17 protein-coding genes are annotated in these 23,453 nt (G+C 46.2%); 11 read left to right on the forward strand and 6 right to left on the reverse strand.

Going from position 1 to position 23,453, the window contains the following annotated elements:
- Positions 1-601 precede the first annotated feature (601 nt).
- The 3 genes from ACMA1I_RS21590 to ACMA1I_RS21600 form a co-directional block, all read right to left on the reverse strand.
- Entirely contained in the window at positions 602-1,930 is a 1,329-nt protein-coding gene (locus tag ACMA1I_RS21590) for an ectonucleotide pyrophosphatase/phosphodiesterase (RefSeq protein ID WP_337070564.1), read from the reverse strand.
- 69 nt (positions 1,931-1,999) lie between these two features.
- Positions 2,000-3,433, reverse strand: coding sequence for a hypothetical protein (locus tag ACMA1I_RS21595; protein ID WP_337070565.1), 1,434 nt, complete (start codon positions 3,431-3,433; stop codon positions 2,000-2,002).
- 11 nt (positions 3,434-3,444) lie between these two features.
- The gene (locus ACMA1I_RS21600; RefSeq protein WP_337070566.1) at positions 3,445-6,306 is read right to left on the reverse strand and encodes a TonB-dependent receptor domain-containing protein; all 2,862 of its coding nucleotides are present in this window, start codon (positions 6,304-6,306) and stop codon (positions 3,445-3,447) included.
- A gap of 701 nt (positions 6,307-7,007) precedes the next feature.
- On the opposite strand from ACMA1I_RS21600, the gene ACMA1I_RS21605 reads away from it, so the two are divergent.
- Positions 7,008-7,967 carry an NAD-dependent epimerase/dehydratase family protein gene (locus ACMA1I_RS21605; RefSeq protein ID WP_337070567.1) on the forward strand — a complete coding sequence of 320 codons (960 nt, stop codon included), beginning with the start codon at positions 7,008-7,010 and terminating at the stop codon, positions 7,965-7,967.
- Positions 7,968-7,988: 21 nt separating this feature from the next.
- Here ACMA1I_RS21605 and ACMA1I_RS21610 read toward each other — a convergent pair whose 3' ends face one another.
- Entirely contained in the window at positions 7,989-8,450 is a 462-nt protein-coding gene (locus ACMA1I_RS21610; RefSeq protein WP_337070568.1) for an Lrp/AsnC family transcriptional regulator, read from the reverse strand.
- A 495-nt stretch (positions 8,451-8,945) separates the two neighbouring features.
- Between ACMA1I_RS21610 and ACMA1I_RS21615 the strand changes: the two genes are divergently transcribed.
- Positions 8,946-9,440: a DinB family protein gene (locus ACMA1I_RS21615; RefSeq protein ID WP_337070569.1), complete on the forward strand. Its 495-nt coding sequence runs from the start codon at positions 8,946-8,948 to the stop codon at positions 9,438-9,440.
- Between the two features lie 12 nt (positions 9,441-9,452).
- The gene (locus tag ACMA1I_RS21620; RefSeq protein ID WP_337070570.1) at positions 9,453-9,677 is read left to right on the forward strand and encodes a hypothetical protein; all 225 of its coding nucleotides are present in this window, start codon (positions 9,453-9,455) and stop codon (positions 9,675-9,677) included.
- Here the strand turns inward: ACMA1I_RS21620 and ACMA1I_RS21625 are convergent.
- Together ACMA1I_RS21625 and ACMA1I_RS21630 are read right to left on the reverse strand one after the other, a co-directional pair.
- On the reverse strand, positions 9,674-10,660 hold the full coding sequence (locus ACMA1I_RS21625; RefSeq protein ID WP_337070571.1) for a YafY family protein: 987 nt from the start codon (positions 10,658-10,660) through the stop codon (positions 9,674-9,676). The genes ACMA1I_RS21620 and ACMA1I_RS21625 overlap by 4 nt on opposite strands.
- Positions 10,661-10,891: 231 nt before the next feature.
- Positions 10,892-11,977, reverse strand: coding sequence for an FUSC family protein (locus tag ACMA1I_RS21630; RefSeq protein WP_337070572.1), 1,086 nt, complete (start codon positions 11,975-11,977; stop codon positions 10,892-10,894).
- Between the two features lie 459 nt (positions 11,978-12,436).
- Here ACMA1I_RS21630 and ACMA1I_RS21635 point away from each other — a divergent pair, with 459 nt between their 5' ends.
- The 8 genes from ACMA1I_RS21635 to ACMA1I_RS21670 all read left to right on the forward strand — a co-directional run bounded on the left by ACMA1I_RS21635 (position 12,437) and on the right by ACMA1I_RS21670 (position 23,092).
- Positions 12,437-14,104: a hypothetical protein gene (locus ACMA1I_RS21635; RefSeq protein WP_337070573.1), complete on the forward strand. Its 1,668-nt coding sequence runs from the start codon at positions 12,437-12,439 to the stop codon at positions 14,102-14,104.
- A 559-nt stretch (positions 14,105-14,663) separates the two neighbouring features.
- Positions 14,664-14,975 carry a hypothetical protein gene (locus ACMA1I_RS21640; RefSeq protein ID WP_337070574.1) on the forward strand — a complete coding sequence of 104 codons (312 nt, stop codon included), beginning with the start codon at positions 14,664-14,666 and terminating at the stop codon, positions 14,973-14,975.
- Positions 14,976-15,312: 337 nt separating this feature from the next.
- Positions 15,313-16,569 (forward strand): class I SAM-dependent methyltransferase, encoded by a 1,257-nt coding sequence (locus tag ACMA1I_RS21645; protein ID WP_337070575.1) that lies wholly within the window; start codon positions 15,313-15,315, stop codon positions 16,567-16,569.
- 322 nt (positions 16,570-16,891) lie between these two features.
- Positions 16,892-17,275 carry a hypothetical protein gene (locus tag ACMA1I_RS21650; RefSeq protein WP_337070576.1) on the forward strand — a complete coding sequence of 128 codons (384 nt, stop codon included), beginning with the start codon at positions 16,892-16,894 and terminating at the stop codon, positions 17,273-17,275.
- A 347-nt stretch (positions 17,276-17,622) separates the two neighbouring features.
- The gene (locus ACMA1I_RS21655) at positions 17,623-17,838 is read left to right on the forward strand and encodes a twin-arginine translocase TatA/TatE family subunit (protein ID WP_337070577.1); all 216 of its coding nucleotides are present in this window, start codon (positions 17,623-17,625) and stop codon (positions 17,836-17,838) included.
- Between the two features lie 434 nt (positions 17,839-18,272).
- On the forward strand, positions 18,273-19,424 hold the full coding sequence (locus ACMA1I_RS21660; RefSeq protein ID WP_337070578.1) for a glycoside hydrolase family 172 protein: 1,152 nt from the start codon (positions 18,273-18,275) through the stop codon (positions 19,422-19,424).
- Between the two features lie 278 nt (positions 19,425-19,702).
- Positions 19,703-20,611, forward strand: coding sequence for an NAD(P)/FAD-dependent oxidoreductase (locus tag ACMA1I_RS21665; protein ID WP_337070579.1), 909 nt, complete (start codon positions 19,703-19,705; stop codon positions 20,609-20,611).
- Between the two features lie 384 nt (positions 20,612-20,995).
- On the forward strand, positions 20,996-23,092 hold the full coding sequence (locus ACMA1I_RS21670; protein WP_337070580.1) for a hypothetical protein: 2,097 nt from the start codon (positions 20,996-20,998) through the stop codon (positions 23,090-23,092).
- Positions 23,093-23,453: the final 361 nt, after the last annotated feature.

Genomic DNA, 23,453 nt, shown 5'->3' on the forward strand with positions numbered 1-23,453 from the left:
CGAACAGAGAAGTTAAGCCCCGCCGCGCCGATGGTACTGCCGTCACAGGTGGGAGAGTAGGTAGCCGCCAACCCCAACAACCAGCGGCCCCCGTTCCAATTGGACGGGGGCCGTCTGCGTTTTATGGGAGCCCTATCACCACAGCCACTGCCCGCTCCTAAGGCCACCCAGCTACAAAGTCGGTACCTTACAGTGGGCGGCACACCCACCAAGACCTGCCTGCCTGCCCTGCCGCCCCCACAGGCCCCGCTAGAAATCCATACCATCTCCTGATGAGCAGCTTCTTGTGCGGGGCCAGTACATATTAATAAATAGGAGACGAAAGGGGGTATAGTTTAGAGCATTTTAGGCATTCGATTGGTTTCTATCAAGTTATAAATGACAAGTAGCATGCGAACATAGGACATTACCACTAGCCTTTGCTAATGGACCTTGATTGCAAAATAAATCATGGTGACTGATTAGGAATTGTTATACAAAAACACTGGGAGTGTTAGCATTCACTTATACAACTTGTACAGACATAAAGAACCTCTTGTTTTAATGGTTATGTCACCACTAAAACAAGAGGTTTTAATCTTGGTCTTTGCTTAGCTATAAATTATCTTTCAACTTTAGGAACATCTGCAGACAATTTAAAATCAATGCCAAGCAATTCAGCTACAAACGGAGCAATATTCTCTAGGCCTGTTGGTGTAGTTTTTCCTTCTTCTATACCAGCCCCAGCAGCAACAAAACCAGTTTGAATTTCAGGGAAGTCGGGGAAAAAGCCATGTGCTCCACCTTTTGCCTGTTTACGCACAGGACCATCCAGGTCCCGCTTTAACGCTATTCCCTTAATAGCAGCCAAAGCAAGTACTGCATCGGGTGCTGCTCCAACTTTTTGGAGCTCTTCCTTTTCAATTATTCTGAAAAGTTTTCTGTCTTCTTCAGGCAGTTTGTTAAGTATTTCTTTTACCTGTTTTAGTGTCTTTTTGTCGTTCTTGTCTTTCAGGTGTAAAAATGCTGACCCAGTTGCTGTATGAAACATGGCCTTCCATTTTACTTCATTACCTACTTTTGTTATGAGGCCTTGTTGAGCTAACCATACGTTTGGCGACAAGCTGGTGTGGATATCTACGAAACCGTGATCACCTACAATCACAAATGCAGTGCTATCTTTTATTCCTGCTTTTTCTACAGCCTCTCTTATAGTACCTACTGCATGGTCGGCATTGGCAACTGCTCTGGGTACGTTCCTTCCTTGTCTTCCTTCGGCATGTTGGGCACCGTCCACACCTACCAGATGCACACTTATAAAGTTTGGCTTATAATTCCGGATCAAATATGCAGCCATTCTTCCTAGGTTTTCGTCCATACTATAGTATCGTAGGTTCAGATCGTTAGCTTCTAACTCTCCTGTTGCTCCTTTCATGGCCTGTTCAAAAAGTCCTTTGGGGGTAGCAGCTTCGCTTATAGGGCCTCTTCGGTCACCTGGAGTATCGAGCGAAAAGTTTTCAGGAATGTTATAATGTATAGGAGCGCCAACAGACACTGGCCAGGAAACAGAAGCAGTTTTCATACCTGCGTTGTTCACTTTATCCCATAGTGTCTCCGTTTGAATAAGTTCTTCTTTAGTAAACCATTGCCCGGTTGGACCCTGAGGTTCAAAAGGCGTATTATAATAAATACCATGCTGGGCAGGGAGAGCTCCTGTAATAATGGTTGTGTGCGAAGGGTAAGTTACAGTAGGAAAAATGCCTTTCACACCCTTCGAATGAATTCCTTCTTCCATTAACTGTTGCAGATTAGGAGCAGGCCAGGATTTATCTAAGTAAAAATCAGGACGCAACCCATCAATGCTAATGAGCACAACATATTTTGCTTTTTGAGCTGTAGCACTTCCAAAGCTAAGTAAAGCAGTTAAGAACAGCAGTATGGTCTTTTTCATAAGATCGGTTAAAGGAGTTACTGTGGCAGGTAATTATAGATTAACTGCCGCAGTATGTTAGTAATAGTGTTAATTTATAAAAGGAAAAATTTCAGGAGATTGCTTGTGCTGCACCAGTACCTGGTTCATATCGTACTTCATGGTAACCACCTTGGTCTGCTGATCATAGGTAAAATCATCCATACCACGGCCTAGAGGAATATAGGATGGAAGTTGAGCTTTTTGATGAGCTGCTGTTACATGAGAATTGTTTAAAGCTTCCGTTTCTGAAATCGGGAACTTTATACCGAGGTCTGTCATCCTTCTTCCTTCTGCAAAGAAGATTTCCTGACGCAAACGGTATAACAGGTATAGCGCTTCATCCTGATTGCTAATTCCGTCGATATCCTCAGTTGTTACCTTTGTGCCGGAAACAGGATAAGCTTTGATGTCGCCCAGGCTGCGATCCAGCACATAACCTTCTTTAGGTTCATTAGCAGGGTCGAACTTTACCAATACCTCAGTTAAAGGATAGTCCGTTCTGTTGCCTCCATTACGGGTTTCTTTGCTGTCGTTCAGCATAACCACAGGGCGTTGGCTTACCACTTCAGTTAATAAGCTATGGAGGCTTTGTTTTGCACCTGCCAAGTCACCGGATGCTATTGCCGCCTCTGCCAGAATCAGATAGGCTTCTTCCGCCTTTACTATAGCAATTGGTTTTTGATCGGCAGTAATGGTAGTTTGATGGAAGTACTTAGGATCCAGAAAATCTAAGCGGGGTAAAGGAGCAAACTCATTATAAGTAGAGGAAAAAAGGAATGTCTGCATGCTGTTTTGCATACCGTTTACACCGTCGTACTTTACCTGGTAGAGCAGGCGCTTATTTGCTAAAACCTCTTCAATATATTTTACTGCATTGGCTTTGTCTCCAAGGCTGTAGTATGCTCTGGCTTTAAGGAGGGTGTAGCTCTGCTTCATTTCCTGATCTGGATGATGTGCAATAGCTGCATTTAGTCCGGTAATAGCTTCATTTAAATGCTGCGTGGGAGTTAGTACAGGGCCTCCGGCAGTGCCAGGAAGTGCTACAAACAGCTCACCACTTAGTAGGTGCGCATATGCCTTTAAAAACAGCATTTCTGCCATGTCAGCATCTGTAGCGGATTTATCTGCAGGAATTACTCTATCCAGGCCATACTCCGCCATCTCGCGCAGTCGGTGAATTTCTTTTTGCAGGTTGTTTACATCTAAGTCGTAGCTTTCTATCTGAGGTATGTCAAATACCTTACTGCTAAGTGTCCGGTTATTAAAATAATTGTCTGATACGAGTTCTGTGCTAACTACTACCTGGTTCATGGTAGAAGCTAACTGCCGGCGAAGGCCGTTTAACCAGGTTTTGGAACTGTTAGATGTTTCTAAAAAGACTTCATCCGTCACATTTGGGTTGGTTACCTCTACCAGCTCACATCCGGCTAAAGCGATTCCTGCAAATAGGGCAATAGATACTATGGTTGTTGAAAATTTCATGAATAATCGGATTAGAAGTTAAGCCTTAAAGAAGTTAGGAACTGGCGTGGTGCAGAATAGGTAGCATAAGAGATGCCTCCTGTAGTAGCACCTCCCTGGCCTTGAGCACTACCACTAATAGTAGTCTCTGGATCGAAGCTGGAGGCTGCAAAATTGAGTGGGTTTACTACAGTGAAACCGATTGCCAGATTCTTCACGGCACCATGCCACAGCTGTGGCTTCAGGGTATAATTTAAACCAATTGTTCGCACTTTCAGGAAATCGGTCTTCTCTACAAACATGTTGGTAAAGTTCAACCAGTTTGTGCGCTTGTTTGCGTCTATTTCTGCCTGCGGAATGCCTTCGTTGCTGGCACCGTAGTTAAACCTGAACTGCCTGTCGAATGAGCTGGCGTAGGCGCCCTTCTGATAATCTGCGTTTGCGAAAAATGCGAGCTTTTTGTAACGGAGGTTAACACCCAAAATACCGAACAGATTCGGAATAGTAGTGCCTAAGTATTGCTGTGCCTCGGTTTCTTCCAATACTCCCTCCGCATTAAAGTAGCCGTAGTTTCCTCTCAGGAACCCAATTGGATAGCCTTCCTGCACTACTGTCTGGATCGTTCTGGCGCTGAAGCCGTTGATGTTAAACGGAGCCGCACCTCCCGAGCTCACTACCTTATTGTCTAATGTATTAAGCGAGGCTGTAGCGCTTAAAGTAAAATCACTCGTTTCAATTGGGATTACGGTAGCTTTAAACTCAAAGCCTTTGTTTCTGATTTCGCCTATGTTTCTAAGCTGATTAGACTCACCGGTAGAAGGGGCAGGTGGAACCATGAATAAAGCATCGCTGGTGGTAGAGTAGTAGTAGCCGCCTGATAAAATGATGCGGTTTCCTACAAAGCCCAAGTCTATTCCGGTCTCGAAGGTGGCTACTCTCTCTGGTTTTAAGTCTTTGTTACCTGGCTGACCAAAGCTTGCGGACTGCTCTCCTAGGAAACCTGTAAACGCTATGGTTCTGTCGTTAGCGAAGGGAGTAGGGAAATTGCCGGCAATGCCATAGTTACCACGCACTTTTGCAGAAGAAACTATGGAGGCAATATTGTCGAAGTATGGTTCAGCACTTGGTATGTAGGAGAACCCAATTTTAGGATAATATTGTGTGCCAATGTTTTTCCCGAAAGCTGAGTTGCCATCACCTCTCACTCCCAGGTCAAGAAACACCTTATCTTTAAAGCCGATGTTCTCCTGCACATAAATACCATAGTTTACTACGTCCAATATGAACTCATCGCTTGTTCTAACAGCGGCACCACTTATGGTAAGGGCGCCATCGCGTATGTTTTCTCCTCGGTAAGCCACCTGTTGATCTTCGTTCCGGAATAACTGTCCTCCGACTGTGGTTACAAAAGAAAATTGATTAACCTTAAATTCATGCTGCCCATTTAGCTCCAGCGTCAGACCAAAAAACCTTCGGTCGTAGTTCACAATGCTTCCCTGGTTATCTACTGGCTTTCCTCCTGTATGCGACAGGTACTGGTTTGTCTGTACCACTTTATCATTCTGCACACGATAATCGACACCACCCGTTGCCTTAAATACAAGGTTCTCTAACGGGTTATACCGGAATGTTTGCGATGTCTGAAAGCGGTTAACTGAAATTTTGTTATTCTGCAGTCGTTCGGCTTCAGCCACATAGCTTTTCATTTGCTCGAATTCTTCCGGAGACTGGGCATTTATGTCTGGATTAAATTGAGGTCCTGTTATGGCAGATGCACCACTTTCAGCAAACCATAATGCGGTGTATCCTCCCTGGTTACCATTGCGGTTACGCTTGTAGCTGTTGTTGATAAAGCTAAAGGAGCTCTCGTAGGTAAGTTTGTCGCCTAGGCCTGCCCGGAAGCCCGTGCGTAAATCGATGCGTTCGTTGCTGTTGTTATCCGATATCTGTACACCTGTGCTTTTAGTGTAGCCTCCGGAAAAGCTGTAGCCAAATCCTCCCTGGCCTCCACTTAAGCCTATATTGTGCTTCTGATAAAATCCATTCTGAAACAAAAGCTCTTTTGTACGATCGAAAAACAAGTAATCATTGGTAGATGTTTCTACACCCATCTGTGTATCTAGGGTTAACTCTGTTTTTTCTGACCCACCCTTTTTGGTAATAATCTGAATAACTCCGTTGGCGGCGTCAGAACCGTAAAGTGTAGTGGCAGCACCACCGTTAATAAACTCTATCCGTTCAATGTTATCCATCGGAATGTCGGCCATGGCACTGATAGCAGCTCCCTGAGAGCTTCCTCCCCCGATAGCCGCCCTAGTGTTGAGATTATCCATTCTTACACCATCTACATAAATAATAGGTGTAGAATTATTGAAAGCAGAGGTTACACCTCTTGATCGAACTATTGAGCTGGCTCCTGCCTGGCCTCCTGTTAGTTTTATCTGGGCATTTGGCAGTTTAGCCTGTAGTAGTTGATCGATACGGGAGGCTGGCACATCTTTGAGTTCTTTCTCTCCAATACTGACTACGTCTGTAGATAGCCGCCTTTTGCTGATATTCATACCTTGCCCTGTTACTACAACTTCATCTAGTCGCAGGCGGTCTTCTTCTAAAGCAATAAGTAGCGGCTTGGAGGTTGCATCCTGTGTAATAGGAAGTTCTTGCCCTGTGTACCCCAGGAAGCGTACGATTAAGGTAACCTCGGTCTTATTTTGAGGAAAACGAAGCGTAAAAGAACCATCTGCTGCTGTAGCAGTGCCTGTTGTAGTTCCTTTGATTGCTATACTTACTCCAGGTAAAGACTCTCCGGTTCGACGATCTTTTACATTGCCTGTAATGGGAGACTGAGCCAGAAGTACATGTGGAACAATAGCCATCTGGAGAAATGACCACATAAGTAATAAGTAAAACCTTCGCATTTGTGTTGATTTGTGTGTGGTTGTTAAGAATCCACAAAGCTAGGGTGGCAATATTTCCTTCTGTTTAAGTGAACATAACCAAAGGTTTAAAATTAAAGGCTATAAATATTAAGGATTTGATGCTCACAACCCGGTTAGGTTATAATAAGTTAACAAGCGGCCTGCAAACAATACATAGTCCAAAGAAATGACTTGTGTTTTACCTGTATTGCCGCAACTGCAGGCTTGTGTGCGGAAAGTGTTAGGGGCGAAAGCCAATACGAGGTGCCATTAATAGATATTAAAATAGTATTGGAGACGAAGTCTGTCGAGCAAATTAGTGTATCGAAAAGAGCCTTTTAGGGTGATTGACGAGTTTTGCTGACGTGTATGGTATCTATCGAGTCGTTTCACTCAATTGCTTGTTTCATACTTTTGGGATTGAGCTAAAAAGGCTGCTTTGTCAATAAAGATAAGGGGCAACTGTGCCCACAGTTACCCCTTATTCTCTTCAGTAAATCCGTTTGTCAGTCAAATCAGAAAAATTTTCTGTTTTCGATTTATAACATATATAAATCAATAGTATTTTCTTATACTTCTATCATAAACAGGAATTTTAGCTTGTTCCATTCCTGATATTAGATAAATTGCTTGTTATTGTACCTTTGCGTAGGAATATCGAAAGCTGTTATTTGCTTATGAAAAAGGAAACCATTTTGGTGATAGGGGCAAACGGGCAGGTAGGAACCGCCTTGTTACCAGAGCTGCAGGCTGTGTATGGCAACGACCATGTAATTGCTTCTGATTTGCATCTGCCGAAAGAGGAGAGGGAACTGTTTCTGCAGTTAGATGCCACACAAGCAACTGACATAGCATCGGTAGTGAAAAAATATAAGGTAACCCAGATTTACCACCTCGCAGCCGTGCTTTCGGCTAAAGCAGAGGCTAACCCGGTTTGGGCCTGGGAACTGAATATGAAGACAATGCTCAACGTGCTGGAGGTGGCCCGGGAGCAGGCATTGGCTAAAGTATTTATTCCTAGTTCGATTGCTGTTTTTGGGAAAGATGCCCCAAAAAACAACACTCCGCAGGATGTAAACCTTAACCCCTCAACGGTGTATGGTGTTAGCAAAGTAGCTGCCGAAAAGTGGTTTAGCTACTATCATGAGCGCTACCAGACAGATGTGCGATCGTTGCGGTATCCGGGAGTAATCAGTCACCAGTCTATGCCGGGAGGCGGTACAACCGATTACGCAGTTGATATTTTTCATAAAGCCATTGCCGGAGAGGCCTACACCTGTTTTTTAAGCCAGGATACCATGCTGCCGATGATCTATATTGAGGATGCTTTGCGGGCAACAATAGAACTCATGGAGGCACCTGCTGCACAAATTTCTGTGAGATCGGCTTACAACCTGGCTGGCCTTAGCTTTACGCCTGCTGCTTTGCTGGCCTCCATTAGAGAACATTACCCGGATTTTGTGTGCCACTTTAAACCCGATTTCCGGCAGGAGATTGCAAATTCCTGGCCCCGCTCTATAGACGATGCCGTTGCCAAAGCCGATTGGGGCTGGCAGCCGGCTTATGACCTGCCCCGCCTAACAGCCGACATGTTCCTGCATCTTGCGGCAAAATACCAGACAGCAGCCAAACAATAGGAGCACCGGCAAGGTGCTCCGCTATATCTGGTAAGAAAGGGTGCGCTTTATTTCTTTTAGTACAAAGGTGCTGTTGAGTACGCCAATATTGTCTATTTTAGAAAGCTTGTATCGAATAAAATTATGGTACTCTTCCAGGCTGGCCACGTTTATCTTCAGCAAGAAATCTACCTGTCCTGCCATATGATAACATTCCTGCACCTCCTCCAGCATTTGCACTTCCTGCTCAAATTTCTCTATAAAAGCTTCGTTGTGGTACCGCATAGAAACCTGGCAAATGGTGGTAATGGGTTTGTTCAGCAGGTCTTTGTTTAACACGGCCACATACTGCTTAATGTACCCCATTTTTTCCAGGCGCCTGATCCGCTCATATACTGGCGAAATAGTTAAGCCCAAGGCAGCAGCCAGCTCTTTGGTGGTAGCCTTTGCATTTTCCTGCAAGCGGCGCAACAACGATTTGTCTATTTCATCTAACTCTTCCATAAATCTGATATAAACTGAAGCAGCGGTAGGTGCTGCTTTCCTGTTTTATTCCTTCGAAACTGTAAAACTAAAGGAAAATTTACTGCCAAATAATGTTGACTAGAGGAAAATAGGTCTACAAAGGTTTGTCAGGAAAAAGTATCTGTGCCTACAATAGCTCAAATTACCTCCGGAAGGCCGTTTTCATTAGAAAAATTTGCTGGTAATGACTAAGTAGCGCTTGCCTTTCTGATCTATTAGTCTGCTGCTGCCTCCTGTCAAATTATGCTAATGAAAATGCCCTTCCGGAGGTGTTTTTGCCTGAGCGAAGGCATGGGTAGATCAGGACGTTTCTTCCTTCTTTATAGACCTCCTGTCGCTGCTCAGCCTGAGAACTTTCTACATTTAATGAAATCCGAAATTTTCTGAAAATATTCTACAACCTACTGACAGACAGTTGTCATGTGCTGCTTGTAGCTTTGTATCAGTTGTAAATCTCTAATCAAAATTTAAGTTATGAACACAACAATCGCAGAAAACCAGACACCCTCGGTTATTACTTCCTCTGACCTGCTAAACCACTGGCAAGGCCACCGCAGCCTGACTCGCAGGGCAATAGAAGCCTTTCCTGAAAAAGATTTTTTTGAATTCTCTGTGGGCGGCATGCGTCCGTTTGCGGCTATGGTAAAAGAGCTGCTGGCTATTGCCGCGCCCGGACTACGACAGATAGCTACCGGCAGCACAGAGGAGCTGAAAGAAGACCTTGACCAGCTAAACACCAAGGCCGCTGTACTGGCCGCATGGGACGAGACAACAGCTGAAATTAACCAGTACTGGGCACAGATCCCGGACGAAAAATTTAAAGAGAAGATCGTGACTTTTGGCCAATATGAAGGTACCGTCTGGTCTTCTATCTTTTACTTTATCGATAACGAAATCCACCACAGAGCGCAAGGGTATGTATTTTTGCGCGCCCTTGGTATAGAACCTCCATACTTCTGGGAAAGATAATTCAGGAACAGTATGAACAAAACAGTGCTAGTCTTTAAAACATCGGTTACGACAGGCAAGAAAGCCAGAAAAGTAAAACCGATATTAGATAAGCTGATGCACAGGAATGAAAAATGGAACTTCGACCTGGAGGATTGCGACCACATCCTCCGGGTCGAGGCCGTTTTACTGCAGCCTGCCGTCATTATAGAAAATGTAACCAAGGCAGGCTTTGCCTGTGTGGAGCTGGAGGATTAAGTAGACAGCAGCACCTCTTTTGCTGCCAAGTTACTGGTGGCTTTTTCCAAGAGCCTGCGCACGCGGTCTTTTAAACTTTCTGGCTCTATAATTTCGGCTGAGTCGGCAAACATCAGGTACCAACGCGCCAGGCCCTCATATTGGTCGCAGGTCATAAACGTCATTTCTACCTGGTCTCCTGTCGCTTTTTCCGATACAAAACCGAAGTATTTGCGCCCGTTTGCGATGTGCTTTACAATCTCTTTCTGCATCCGGATTACCACCTTGGTTTTAGGCGCTTTGTCTTCTTCTGTTTTTCGGTAATCTTCGAGGTTGCCGTGTTCTTTTGTGAATGGAGTATGCGTACGCTTTATGTGCAGCATTCTATCAATACGGAACTGGCGATAGTCTTTGCGCAGGTGGCAAAAGGCCATTACATACCAAAAATTATTTTCGTTAAACAACCCGATCGGCTCTATGGTGCGGCTGGTAGGCACCTCTGCTGTTGGCGACTGATACTGCAGGCTTACCTGCATTTTTTCGGCAATGGAGTCGAATAATACGTCCAGTGCATCGGGTGTATTTTTATTAAAGAGGTCTTGGTCGGAGTTCACCCATATTTGTGTTTCCAGAGCGGCAACCCGGTCTTTGGCGTTGCCTCTCAGCACAGACTTTACCTTGTACATAGCCGACTCATAATAGGCACCCAGCGTTTTATCGCTAAACTTTTGCATGAGCTTTTCGGCGGCAACAAAACTGCCGGCTTCTTCGCGGGTAAACATAACAGGAGGTAAACGATACCCTTCCAAAAGAGAGTAGCCAATGCCTGCCTCTCCTGTAATTGGTACGCCCGATGCTTCCAAAGAACGGATATCGCGGTAAATAGTGCGCAAACTTACATGGAATCGCTCTGCCAGGTCCTGCGCCTTAATAACCCGCCCAGACTGCAAATGAATAAGGATTGCTACAATACGGTCGAAACGGTTCAGGTTTTCACTACTCATAGCTCAGGTTTTCTACAGTATGCTTTATCAGAAAAATGGCGTGTTTTGCGTGCCTGCTTGCTACCAAAAGCAGGAGTGGTGGATGCCCTAAAAGTAAGTCTTTTTCCTGAGCTATGCATAACGGAATAGCCATAAGATGCTCAGCAAGAAATGAAGCTTAATAGCGTGATGTTGGTGAAACCAAATTATTCAAATGAAATTGCCCTTCCGGAGGCTAATTTTGATGTTTGACTATACGGCCTGTGCTTTGAGTGCTGCCTGAGCCTCAATGTCGGTTTCTGACACAATGCGTCCTAAATCAGTCAAAATGCTTCCAATGTCCCGCAGCACCACTCTGGGCGTACGGTTGTGCAGGCTTTGCAGGCAACGATCCTGCGCTTCCAGGGCCTCTCGGTTTGTTGCCTGCAGGTGCTCCAGATTTTCGGCAGAGGCATGTACAGCAGCCTGACCATAGGCCGCAATGCACGCTGCGGTTGCCTCCATGCTTACTTTTAGTTGCTCCACATAAGGTTCTTCTAAGGGCGGGTGCTGGTTTAGCTGCAAATCGGCAAGGCTCCTGCGTATACCCCTGATCTGAATGGTAATGCTTGCGAGCTGCACAATGCTCTCGGCCAGTTGGCTGAGCCGTTCGCGTTTATGGGTGAGCAAGGGGTTGTATTTGAGGCTTTGTTCGGCCAGATCCAGCACCTTTCTACACGCTTTAGCCTCCTTTATCAGGGCATCTACTTCGGAGCGTCCTGTTTTAATTTTGTCGCCAAACCTGCCCAGCAAGGCCGTTAGGCTGCTGAGGGTGTCGGCAGAGAGTTTGCTATAGGAGAGAATACTTTTTTCGACATCAGGCACCGCATTCTGCGGTACGATAAGGGCGTTGATGAGTACCGCAATGGCTGAGCCCAGTACTGTTTCAAATATTCTTTCGTAGGCATAGCCCGCCTTGGCCTGCCCAAATGCCAGCACTAACAACGAACTAATAGCAACCTGCGAGATGATCTGCGGGTTCATGCGGAAGGCTTTGGAAATAGCCATGCCGATAAGAATAATAAAGAAAATAGAGAAGGCGCTTATCTTAAACCAATGCCCGAGCAGCATACTCAGGAGCACGCCCCCTATAATGCCAACAATGCGCTGGGTTGCCTTGTCTACGGAGTCGGCAACAGTTACCTGCACCGTAATAATGGCAGCAACAGCGGCAAAGTAAGGGTACTCGGAGTGCAGGAGGTTGGTTGCCACAAACCAAGACAGAGCAGCTGCAAAGGCAGTCTTAAAGATCTGAAGCGTTAGCCCGAGTTTTCCGAGTATGTCGATGAACCTGTTCACAGCCTACTCTTACTTCTCCTGCCGCATTAGGTTAACTTTTGCCGGACAATTTTGGTATGCAGCCATCCGGCAAAACCAGAAACGGACTGCAGGAGCAACAATTCATGCTTGATTTTAAGAAAGGCGCCAAAAAGAATGCCTAAGGCAAGTAGAAGCCTCTATAAGCTCCGGAAGGCCGTTTTTACTAGAATAATTTCCACTGGCGCTTGTATGGTGTACAGGCAGCAAGCGCTACAACCTTGGGCATCGTGCCCGATATATTGTATATTGGCAACTGAAACCAGAAACGAGGAAAGCAGGTTCTTACAGCGCCTTCGCCTTTTCCTGCGTATGCTGAGCAGGCGAAGGCGCTGTAATAGTTTTACCACGAGTGCCTCTTGTAGTTTCTTTGGTGTGCATTTGGGGGCCGGCTTTTCAACGGCTCCTGGGCTTACATATAATCAAACACTTTACCACAGCATGAAATCCCTCTATTTAGTTATAAGTCTCTTTATTTGTCTGTTTTGCTTCCGCAGCGCCAGTTTTGCCCAGGAGTGGCAGTGGTCCGTTTCGATAGATAGTGTCACCTCCGCCGAAACAAACAGCCACCCACGCGCATTTTTGTGGATACCGCCCACATGCAAGCGTGTGCGGGCCGTGGTAATAGGGCAGCATAACATGCTCGAAGAAGGCATACTCGAGCACCCGATTTTCCGGAAGGAGTTGGCTGACCTGGGAATTGCTGAGATATGGGTGAGCCCAGGCTTCGACTTTGTGTTCGATTTCGATAAAGGAAAGGCCGGCGATCATTTTGATGTAATGATGAAGGCGCTGGCAAAAGTATCGGGTTATCAGGAGCTGGCCTTTGCGCCGGTAGTGCCCATAGGCCACGCTGCCGCTGCCAGTTTCCCCTGGAACTTTGGCGCCTGGAACCCCGACCGTACCCTGGCCATGCTCTCTATAAAAGGCGATGCGCCGCTTACAAGCTCAACAGGTAGTGGCAGCCCCAACCCCAAATGGGAAGACCGCAGCATAGAAGGTGTGCCCGGGCTTCTGGTACTAGGGGAGTATGAGTGGCAGGAGGCGAGAATGGCGCCTGCACTGGCTTACCGCGAAAAACACCCTGCTGCGCCTCTGTCTTTGCTGGCCGATGCAGGCCGCGGGCACTTCGACTACTCCGACGAACTGGTGTCTTACCTGGCCCTGTTTATCCGGAAGGCTGCCAAACAACGCTTGCCTTCGGGAGCACCTGTTGATGCACCTTTTCCGCTAAAGCCGGTAGACCCGGTACAGGGCTGGCTTGCTGATCGATGGCGCCAGGATACTACCTTGGCCATTCCTGCAGCACCATATGCCAGCTATACAGGTAAGCCTGAAGATGCCTTCTGGTACTTCGATAAGGAAATGGCAGCGGCTACAGAAAACCATTACGCCCGGATGCGGGGCAAAAAGCCTCAGCTGCTGGGGTTTGTACAGAACGAAAAGGTGGTGCCGCAAAGCAAATCGAATGCGGAGGTACAGCTAAAGTTTATTCCCTTAGAAGATGGGCAGAGTTTTAGAGCGGAGGCAACGTTTCTGGAAGCTGTACCGGCAGGAAACAAGGACGCAGCAAAATGGACGAACCTCCCGGCAGGTTCTCCGCTGGGGCATGCCGAAGGCGCTATTACGATATCCAGGATAACCGGGCCCGTGGAGCAGGTGGGGCAGGACACGTTCCGGATCAGGTTTAACCGCATGGGCCTGAACAATTCTAAGCGTTCCAATGAGGTATGGCTTTTGGCTAGCCACCCCGGCGACTCTACTTACAAAAGTGCCGTGCAGCAAGCCAATTTTAAAATTCCTCTGCAGCACAAAGATGGTGCTAGTCAGAAAATTACCTTCCCGGAAATCACCAACTGGAGAGTGAACAAAATAAAAAATGCCTCTTTTCTACTGAACGCTAGCTCCAGTGCCAAAGTACCCGTGCAATTTTATGTGCGCGAAGGACCAGCCGTAGTAGTAGGCAATGAGCTCCGGTTCACTAAAATTCCGAAGAGCAGCAGGTTCCCGATAAAAGTAACGGTGGTAGCCTGGCAGTACGGTAGCAGCGTGGAGCCAAAGCTGCAGTCAGCAGAGCCCGTGGAGCAGGTTTTCTATATTGTGAAATAGAAGTTATTTGCAAATCGGAGGCTAGGAGCAGGCAAGGTGAAATTATTCTGAATTCAGGTGTCATCCATTGGTTCCTGGGGCTATTCTGTGTGTCTGCTGCCCGCTCACCAATAGCTCCCTTCTCATCATTGCCGTTCTTTTTTACCAAATACCGTCATCGGTAGCCGAAGGTATAGCCCTCCGCAGTCGAGAGCCTATACCTCCAGCTCCTACTACAAAACTATAAAAGAAACTTCCCTTACTTTTTTACCAACCTGACCTTTTGAGGAATCTGCCAGGAAGGTTACTGCTTAACAGATGTGATTTCTGCCTCCCTGCTAGCTATTAAATTAACTGGCAGAGATTTTTTAATGTTATTTTAATGTTTATAATCCTTCTGATAAACAATGCCTTGTGTGTGTTCTGGATTTGAAAAGTTTTAATTAATATTATTATATTCTAATGCTCTAATAACGTTTTTAATGCGCCCGCGTAAAAACAGCATCTTCAATCTACTTTCGATTTCTACTTTTTATAGCTTCCTTCTTTTTTGAGATTCATGGTGCCTGCTAACAAGTTAATGGTAAAAATAATGGTGGTGTTTACAACGCTGCTGTTCTTTTTGGCTATCATCTTGAGTTACTACTACAGGTATGGTTCTACAAAACAAACCGACGAGAATCTGGAGACCGAACTGGTGCTGGAGAAAAAATTGGAGGAGGAGAAGAGGGAAAGTAATACAGAATTCCTGTTTCAGGCGCTCTTAAAGCATTCTGTTTTTGGCGTACTGCAAAAAGTAAGCTGGCATGTACTGTTGCCATCTTCTCAATATCAATCTTATCCTAAACTTTACCTGCTGTTTCAGCAGCTCAAAGTGCATTTTAGTTCATAAGCTTTGTTTCTGGTAGCCATTTCACGTGACTTATGTCACGCGCGGAAGAGAATTGTGCTTTCCAGTTGGCTTGCCTGTTTCTGCTTACCAAATCAGTGGTCAAGCAGGGGCGGTTACGGCCAGCTAATCAGGTTGTGTAGTTTGCTTTCAGGCGCATCAGGTAATAATATAAACTTATCCTACTACATATTATCCTACCAGCTTTACTCTGTTTATCTGCACCTGCTGCTGTGGTAGCGGCACAGGTTTATGCAAGGGCTATATAGGTATACTGCTACACCGCCTCCTGCGGTAAACAGACAAATTCCTTATAACATAACAATAGAATATCAAAAAGATGAACTGCAGATTCTGTAAAAAACCTCTTCATAATAAATTTGTAGACTTAGTTAACTGTCCTCCATCCAACTCTTTTCTTACTGAAAAAGAGCTTAACGAGCCAGAAGTTTATTACCCGCTTACAACCTACGTGTGCGACAACTGCCACCTGGTGCAAATAGAAGAATACAAAAAAGCCAAAGATATATTTAACAATGAGTACGTGTATTTTTCGTCGTACTCTAAAAGTTGGGTGGAGCATGCCAGGCGTTATGTGTCGGCCATGATGGAGCGTTTTAAATTCAATGAAGACTCGTTTGTAATCGAAATTGCCTCGAACGACGGCTACCTGCTGCAGCACTTTAAAGAGCAAGGGGTGCCGGTACTGGGCATTGAGCCTACACACAATACCGCTGAAGTTGCCATTTTAAAGGGAATACCCACGCTTACAGAATATTTTGGAGCTGCCACAGCACAGCAATTGGCCGATAACAAACGAAAAGGCGATTTGCTGATCGGGAACAATGTACTGGCCCATGTACCCGACATCAACGATTTTGTGGAAGGCCTGAAAGTAGCATTGAACCAGAATGGTGTTATAACAATGGAATTTCCGCATTTGCTGCGTCTTGTAGAAGATTGCCAGTTCGATACTATTTACCACGAGCATTTCTCTTACCTGTCGTTTACTACGGTGCAGAAAATTTTTGGGGCACACGGCCTGGAGCTGTTCGATGTAGAAGAAGTATCGACACATGGCGGTTCGCTCAGGATTTTTGCTAAACACCAGACTGATGAGAGCAAAGCTATATCGCCTCGGGTAGCGGCTATGCTGCAGAAAGAGGAGCAGGCAGGTGTTACAACCACCGCCTATTACGAAAACTTCCAGGAGAGGGTAGACCAAATAAAATACGATTTCCTCGACTTTTTGCTGGAGCAGAAAAGAGCAGGTAAAAAAGTAATAGGGTACGGCGCAGCTGCCAAAGGCAATACTTTATTGAATTATGCCGGCATTAAAGGCTGCGACCTTTTGCAGTTTGTGGTAGATGCGGCTCCATCTAAACAAAATAAGTTTTTGCCGGGCAGCCATATACCGGTTTATGACGAAGCCAAAATTGCCGAGTTTCAGCCAGACTATATCATTATTTTACCCTGGAACCTTAAAAACGAAGTAATGGAGCAGCTGAAATATGTGCAGGAATGGGGTTGCCAGTTTGTAACCTGCGTACCCGGCATTAAAGTGTACGATGCTAGGTTAGCGGAAGCAACGTTCTAGCCATTTAGCGCTACCAAAGTCTATAGGGCCGCAACCCAAAAATGCCTCCGGAGGGCCAGTTTTATTAGCAGAATTACTTTCGCTCTTAGCAGCAAAGGTATATTCTGCTAATAAAACCGGCCTTCCGGAGCTGTTTTAGCTTGTTTGGGTCTCAGTAACTCAGCAGGGTATAGTTAGCCGGGGTACGCTTTTGCAAGATGCTGCATTCGGTAGAACAACTGGCTACTTGTTGATATGCTGCAAAAGGCACTCCAGGTAAGATTATTTTTCTGGTTATTTACTTTAACTTAAAAATAGCAGTACATTTGGTAGTACGTACATCATGATAAAAACTAGAACTATATCCGGTTGTTACAGGCGTGTTTTTCTGTCTGTAATGTTGCTTTGGGGCTTCCTGCTCTACGGGCAGCAAACCGCTGGATACAGTACTGAACTTTTAGACGCTCCGGAACCAGCTACCAGCCAGGTAAGCGAGAACAGCAGTGCATTACAAGTGCCAAGCTTGCTTATAAATGAGCTGCACGTGCCGCAGGATGCCTTGGCCGCTAATTTCCTGTTCGATTTGCATCATGAGGAGGCGGTGCCGGTTTTCCATTCATTTTCAGCTCCCTCCGATGAGGACTTACCTCCCGGACGAGCCAGGTGCTATGGTGCAGGGTTGCTCGCCCGGCTCTTTCCTATTACCATTCAACCCAACGCCCCCTAGGCTCTTTTCCCCGTTCACCTGACTCCGGGTATGGTAGGGATTAGCTAACATGCTACCTGCTGTGGTAATGTGCCTGAAGGGCTTCCCATTTTTTTGCTGCTTTAACTCCTGATCCTGCTACTTGCTTGGCACCGAACAGTTTGCAGCCTGTGCCCCGGAAAACATTTTTTCGTCCAGCTTATGGTTAATGGCATTGCTCATGAGCATACTATCTCTTCTTCTTTTTCTGTTCCTGCTCACCCTGCTCGTGTTTTACTTCAGGTGGGCCGATAGGCGCAGGTAAGTGTATCGTGCCTGAATGGGCAGGGTAATTCAACAAGCTAAACAACATTTAAAACAATATTTTTATGATAACGACAACAATATTCGCTTTTATTGGGGGCATAGGTGGAACCGAACTTGCCTTGATCATGATCGCTATTCTGCTGCTCTTCGGAGCTAAACGCATTCCGGAACTTGCCAGAGGCTTAGGCCGCGGAATCCGTGAGTTCAAAGACGCTACACAGGAAATTAAAAGCGAGATAGAACACTCTGTAAAGGATACCGACACAAATAAAAAGTAACAAGTATCAGTAAATAACAAGTGGTAAGCTCTTGTTTGTAACTGCTATTCCTGTAAGGCTTTCTGGAGGAAATCAAAACCTTCAGAAAGCCTTCTTTATTTTGGGAGCCTGATGATGCCAGTGCAATGTGGTGTTGCAGAGCGTTAATTTTATAAACCAATGGTTGTTAGTATTCCCCGTAAAAATTAACTTTAAGTATACTTCCTGCTGTTGGACCACATGCTGCAGAGGGCACTACCTTATTTTTCAGATCCTTTGGTTACATAAAACTATAAGAGCGGGTAAAATAGCTGGTGCTACGCGAGGTTTGAGAATAGAAATACAGTATAGCATTTATGTGGTTTTATTTGATGTGGACTGCCTATTAGGTTGTATGCCTTTTGGTATAGAAAGGAACTTCTGAAGAATATTTACTACTTAACCTATTGGAAAAAATGACGCGAAAGATTTTTACTCTCCTCTTCTGCTGCTTTCTCAGTTTTGCCTCCTGGGCACAAAAAGCGGGTAATTTCAATGGCCTGGAAATGAATATGGGAAACCTGTTCCGTCTGTCTGATGCCGAAACACGGTCTATCAGTCCGGAGAACATTACAGGCGAGAAGGGCAAGGGAGGCATGACCCCGCTGGAGGAAGGGGTGCACGGGCACCAGGCGCGCGAGTTGGGCCTGGGCTGGAAGGTAAACCCATTTGTCTGGATCGAGGGTGGCCAAACCATTACCCTGGCAGAGATAGAGGGGCCGGGAGCCATACAGCACATCTGGATGACGCCCACCGGCAACTGGCGTTACTCCATTATGCGTTTTTACTGGGACGATGAGAAGGAGCCATCAGTGGAGGTGCCCGTTGGCGATTTTTTTGGCATGGGCTGGGGCGAGTATGCTCCCCTCAACTCGATGCCAGTACAAGTAAACCCCGGGAGCGCCTTTAACTGCTACTGGGTAATGCCGTTCCGTCGCAAGTGCCGCATTACCATGGAGAACATCAGCTCCGAGCGCATGAACCTCTTTTACCAGGTGGATTATACCCTGACTCAGGTTCCCGACGATGCCGCTTATTTTCATGCACAGTTCCGTAGGAGTAACCCAACCGAAGGCTCTCTATACACCCTGATAGATGGTATTAAAGGCAAAGGCCACTATGTGGGCACGTACATGGCCTGGCAGGTAAACAACAAAGGCTGGTGGGGCGAAGGTGAGATTAAGTTTTACATGGATGGCGATAAGAAGTTCCCGACTATTAACGGCACCGGTGCCGAAGACTATTTTCTGGGTTCTTATAACTTTGAGAATAAGAAGACAAAGCAATACGAAGAATATTCTACAGCACATGCAGGCCTGCACCAGGTTATCAGGCCGGATGGCTTGTACGAATCGCAGCAGCGCTTTGGCATGTACCGCTGGCACATCATGGACCCGATCCGGTTTAACAAAGATTTGCGCGTAACCATTCAGGATTTGGGCTGGCGAAGCGAGCACCGCTACTTGCCACAGAAGTCCGACATAAGCTCGGTGGTGTACTGGTACCAAACCGAGCCACACGCCAAATTCCCTAAACTGCCATCTAAAAACGATCTGGAGGTAAACTAACATTTCAAGACATGGCTATCCAAGGCCTTCTGTGAGCAATTTTAGCTCCGGAAGGCCTTTTTCATTAGAAGAATTGGAGTTTGTAATTGGAGAGGAACTGAATCAGAATGGAGGAGGAAAGTAGCTAAATTTTATTAATTGCAACTATGTTGCAATTAATAAAATTTAGCTACTTTTACTGAGTAAGAAACAGATTCTACTGCTGTAACTGGCACTAGTGCAGCATAACAGAAAAGCTCTGCAGTATTTTTCATGTAACCATCATAAAACAAAATCAAATGAAAGACCATAACAACTACGAGGTAATTATTATTGGCGGAAGTTATGCAGGACTAGCCGCTGCCATGGCATTGGGGCGATCGCTCAGGAGAGTGCTGGTGATAGATGGTGGAAAGCCCTGCAACAGGCAGACACCTCACTCTCATAATTTCTTAACGCAGGATGGGGAAACACCCCAACGAATAGCCGAAAAGGCAAAAGCACAGGTGCTACAGTATGATACTATTCAGTTCTACGATGGGCTTGCTGCAAAGGGAGCGGAAACAGAACATGGCTTTGAGATTACAACACAGGCGGGAGATCTTTTTCAGGCAAAAAAGCTGCTTTTTGCCACTGGGTTAACAGATCAGATGCCACCCATAGAAGGCTTTGCTGCATGCTGGGGTATTTCTGTTCTGCATTGCCCTTACTGCCACGGCTACGAAGTAAGAAACCAGCCAATCGGCTTGATTGGTAACGGCGACATGGGCTTCGAGTTTTGCCGGTTAATCAGTAACTGGTCGAAACAGCTTACGCTCTTTACCAATGGGCCGGCTACCTTAACACAGGAGCAAAGGCAAAAGCTCGCTTCTTACCAGATAGAGGTTATTGAGAAGGAAATAGGCTCCTTTGATCAAGAAAACGGACAACTGCAGCAGGTAGTGTTTCACGATGGTACAAGAAAAGAAGTAGCAGCTGTTTTTGCAAGACCTGCCTTTGCCCAGCATTGCAACATTCCGCAACAAATGGGCTGCGAGCTAACAGAGCAAGGACTCCTGCTCGTGGATGGCTTTGGCAGAACTACCGTTCCTGGAGTTTTTGCGGCAGGCGACAACGCCACCATGTTCAGATCGGTTGCCAATGCCGTAGCAGAAGGTACTAAAGCGGGCGCCTTTATAAACAAAGAGCTTATAGAAGAGGCCTTTTAAGGAGCCGGTATAGAGGTAACTATAATGCTTTGGTATAAGATAACTATGTTTTACTCTAGACAATTACTTTAGTGAAAATGGCCTTCCGGAGGCAATTCAAGCACTTATAGGATGAGGCCTTGATGTTGAGATTCAATGTCAAGGCCTTTTGTTTCGCCTCCGGAAATGATATAAGGCCACATAATAAGCCAGTGCTATCTATGACACCTGAAAGCAGTATATCAACAAAAAGTTTAGTATCTTAACCCTGGGCTGATGGCAGCTGAAAAAGCCTCCGGAAGGCCATTTTTATTAAAAGAATTTGGCTGATAAAAGCAGTATGCTTAAGCTGACAAACTGACTCTAAACACGTACAACATCCTACTTCAGTAGCCATAATCATGTATGATGAACACACAGATCTTAGAAGAAATGCTAATTACCGCCGTGCGGCAGGTTAAGTACAGAAAAGTTGGGCTGGTGCTCTTCTTGCTTAGTATTTCAGCAACAAACTTACTGGCACAAAGCCTGGAGCAAGAGTTCACCGATAACCTAACCTATAAGCTGCTGCTGAAGCAACCCGGCAATCCGGCGCAGGCATACGACCTGAAACCGGTGAAAGGGCAGGAGCAACTGCAGGCCGGAAATAAGCTGACCGTGAGCGTAAGCCAGAACATAAAACAGGAAGCAGATCATGTGGCTTTAACCATCACTGTAGAAGCACTGCAAGACTCCTACTTCAGTCTGCAGGGTAAGTTTAAGACTCCCGGCATCAACTATGATACTTCCCATCTGTACCTACCAGGCTTCTGGTACCGCAAAAACCTCAGATCCCCCGACAAAGCCCCATCGGCCAGAGTCAGCAAAAACTGGATCGTGCGCGAAGACAGACTCAGCTCTCCTTTAGTTGGAATCTATGATCAGGAGCAAAAGCAGAGTTACTCACTGGCCCGTGTGGATAAACTGGAGCGGGAAGCGCTGGCACCTATCAGTCATGGCGAAGTAGTGCTGAGTGGGCATTCCGACCTGGGAGCTGTTGGTTTTGGCGAAGAAAACGGAGGAGCCTACCTTTCGTTTGCGTACCCGTACCAGGAGGCTCCCCACAGCTACTACCGCAAACTCACCCTTGGCGATCCGGTAACATCGTTTCTGCACCTGAAGCGTGGCGAAAAAGTAACGCTGAACTACCAGCTCATGAAGTTTGCCGCCGCCGATTATGCCGACTACATGAAGCAGATCTGGACCCGCTCCTACGATATGTATCAGCCCAAACCCGTTACAGACAACAAGCTGACAGACGAAGAAATAAAACGCATTCTGACCAAATTTTACACTCAATCTTATGTAGAGGCGGGCAACCTGAAAGGCTTTTCCGGCATTCACCTGCAGACACACCTTTGCGAAAAGCTGAAGATTCTGGAAGTCGGGTTTATCGGACGGGTGTTGCTAAATGCCTTTAATGCGCTGGAGTTTGCAGAGCAGCATAAGGATGCTGAACTTCGCCAGTTAGCCCTGAACGTGATGGACAGCTATGAGCAGCACGGCTTCTCCGAAACCGGCTTTTTCAGGGAAGTGGTGGATATGGAGAACAACACCGAAGAAACAACTTATTCCATCCGTAGGCAGTCAGAAGGAATATATGCGGCCCTGCTTTACCTCGACTATGAAAAACGAAATGGCCGGAAGCACCCGCAATGGGAGAAGAACATAAAACGGCTCTTGGCCAACATCCTGAAGCTGCAACAAAAAGACGGACACTACCCACGCAAGTTCAAAGGCGACCTGCAACTCGTAGACCCCACCGGCGGCAGCTCTCCCTCTGCTGTATTGCCACTCGTGATGGCCTATAAATACTTCGGCGATACCAAATACCTAAACTCAGCGCGCAAAGTAATCGATTACCAGGAAAAGGAAATCATCTCCAAATCAGACTATTTCTCCTCCACCCTGGATGCCGACTGCGAAGACAAAGAGGCCTCGCTTTATGCTGCCACGGCTCTGTATTATATGGCCATGGTAACAAAAGGTAAAGAGCAGGAGCGGTACAAAAAGCTGGCGCAGCAGGTGGCTTATTTTACCCTCTCCTGGTACTATACCTGGGATGTCCCTTTTGCGCCCGGCCAGATGCTCGGCGATGTCGGGCTCAAAAGCCGGGGCTGGGGCAACGTGTCGGTAGAGAACAACCACATCGATGTGTTTATTTTTGAGTTCGATGAAGTACTGAAATGGCTGGCGCAGGAAACCGGAGAAAAGCGCTTTGCTGCTTTTGCCGATGTTATTCGTTCCTCCATGCGGGAGCAGTTGCTGCCTTACCCGGGGCATATGGCGGATATTGCCAAAGAGGGCTACTACCCAGAGGTGGTGCAGCACACGCAGTGGGACTACGGCCATTTCGGCAAAGGTTTCTACAACCTGCACTTCGCACCAGGCTGGACGGTAGCCTCCATTTGGGAACTGCTCACCGATAACCGCGCCAAAGATTACCTGACACGCAAGCGCTAAGCAGCTGCACCCCGGCAGCCAAACCTTGGTGCATCAGCTTCTTCTGCTAAGTCTTTACTGCTCAATCATAAATGCTCAGCAGAAGAGGGGGTAGGTAGGAGAAGTTAAAAGCTAAACAGTTGAATTATTCTAATGAAAATGCCCTTCCGGAGGGAAATTCTACTTAACGAAGGCTCTGGATTCCTGATTTAACTGCTGAACCTGTTAATTAAGCTTTTACTAATAGAGCAGAAAGTGAAAACCTAAACTGTTGATGCTCTTTGTTAAGTAGCCTGTAGCCATGTTTACAGGAGTTTGTACCTGCTTGCTGGAAAATTTCAAGTATATTTGAAAACGATCGTTAGTGCGTTTAGATGCAGGG

Origin of the sequence: Pontibacter sp. 13R65 (genome assembly GCF_047525655.1) — a bacterium.
Lineage (GTDB): Bacteria > Bacteroidota > Bacteroidia > Cytophagales > Hymenobacteraceae > Pontibacter.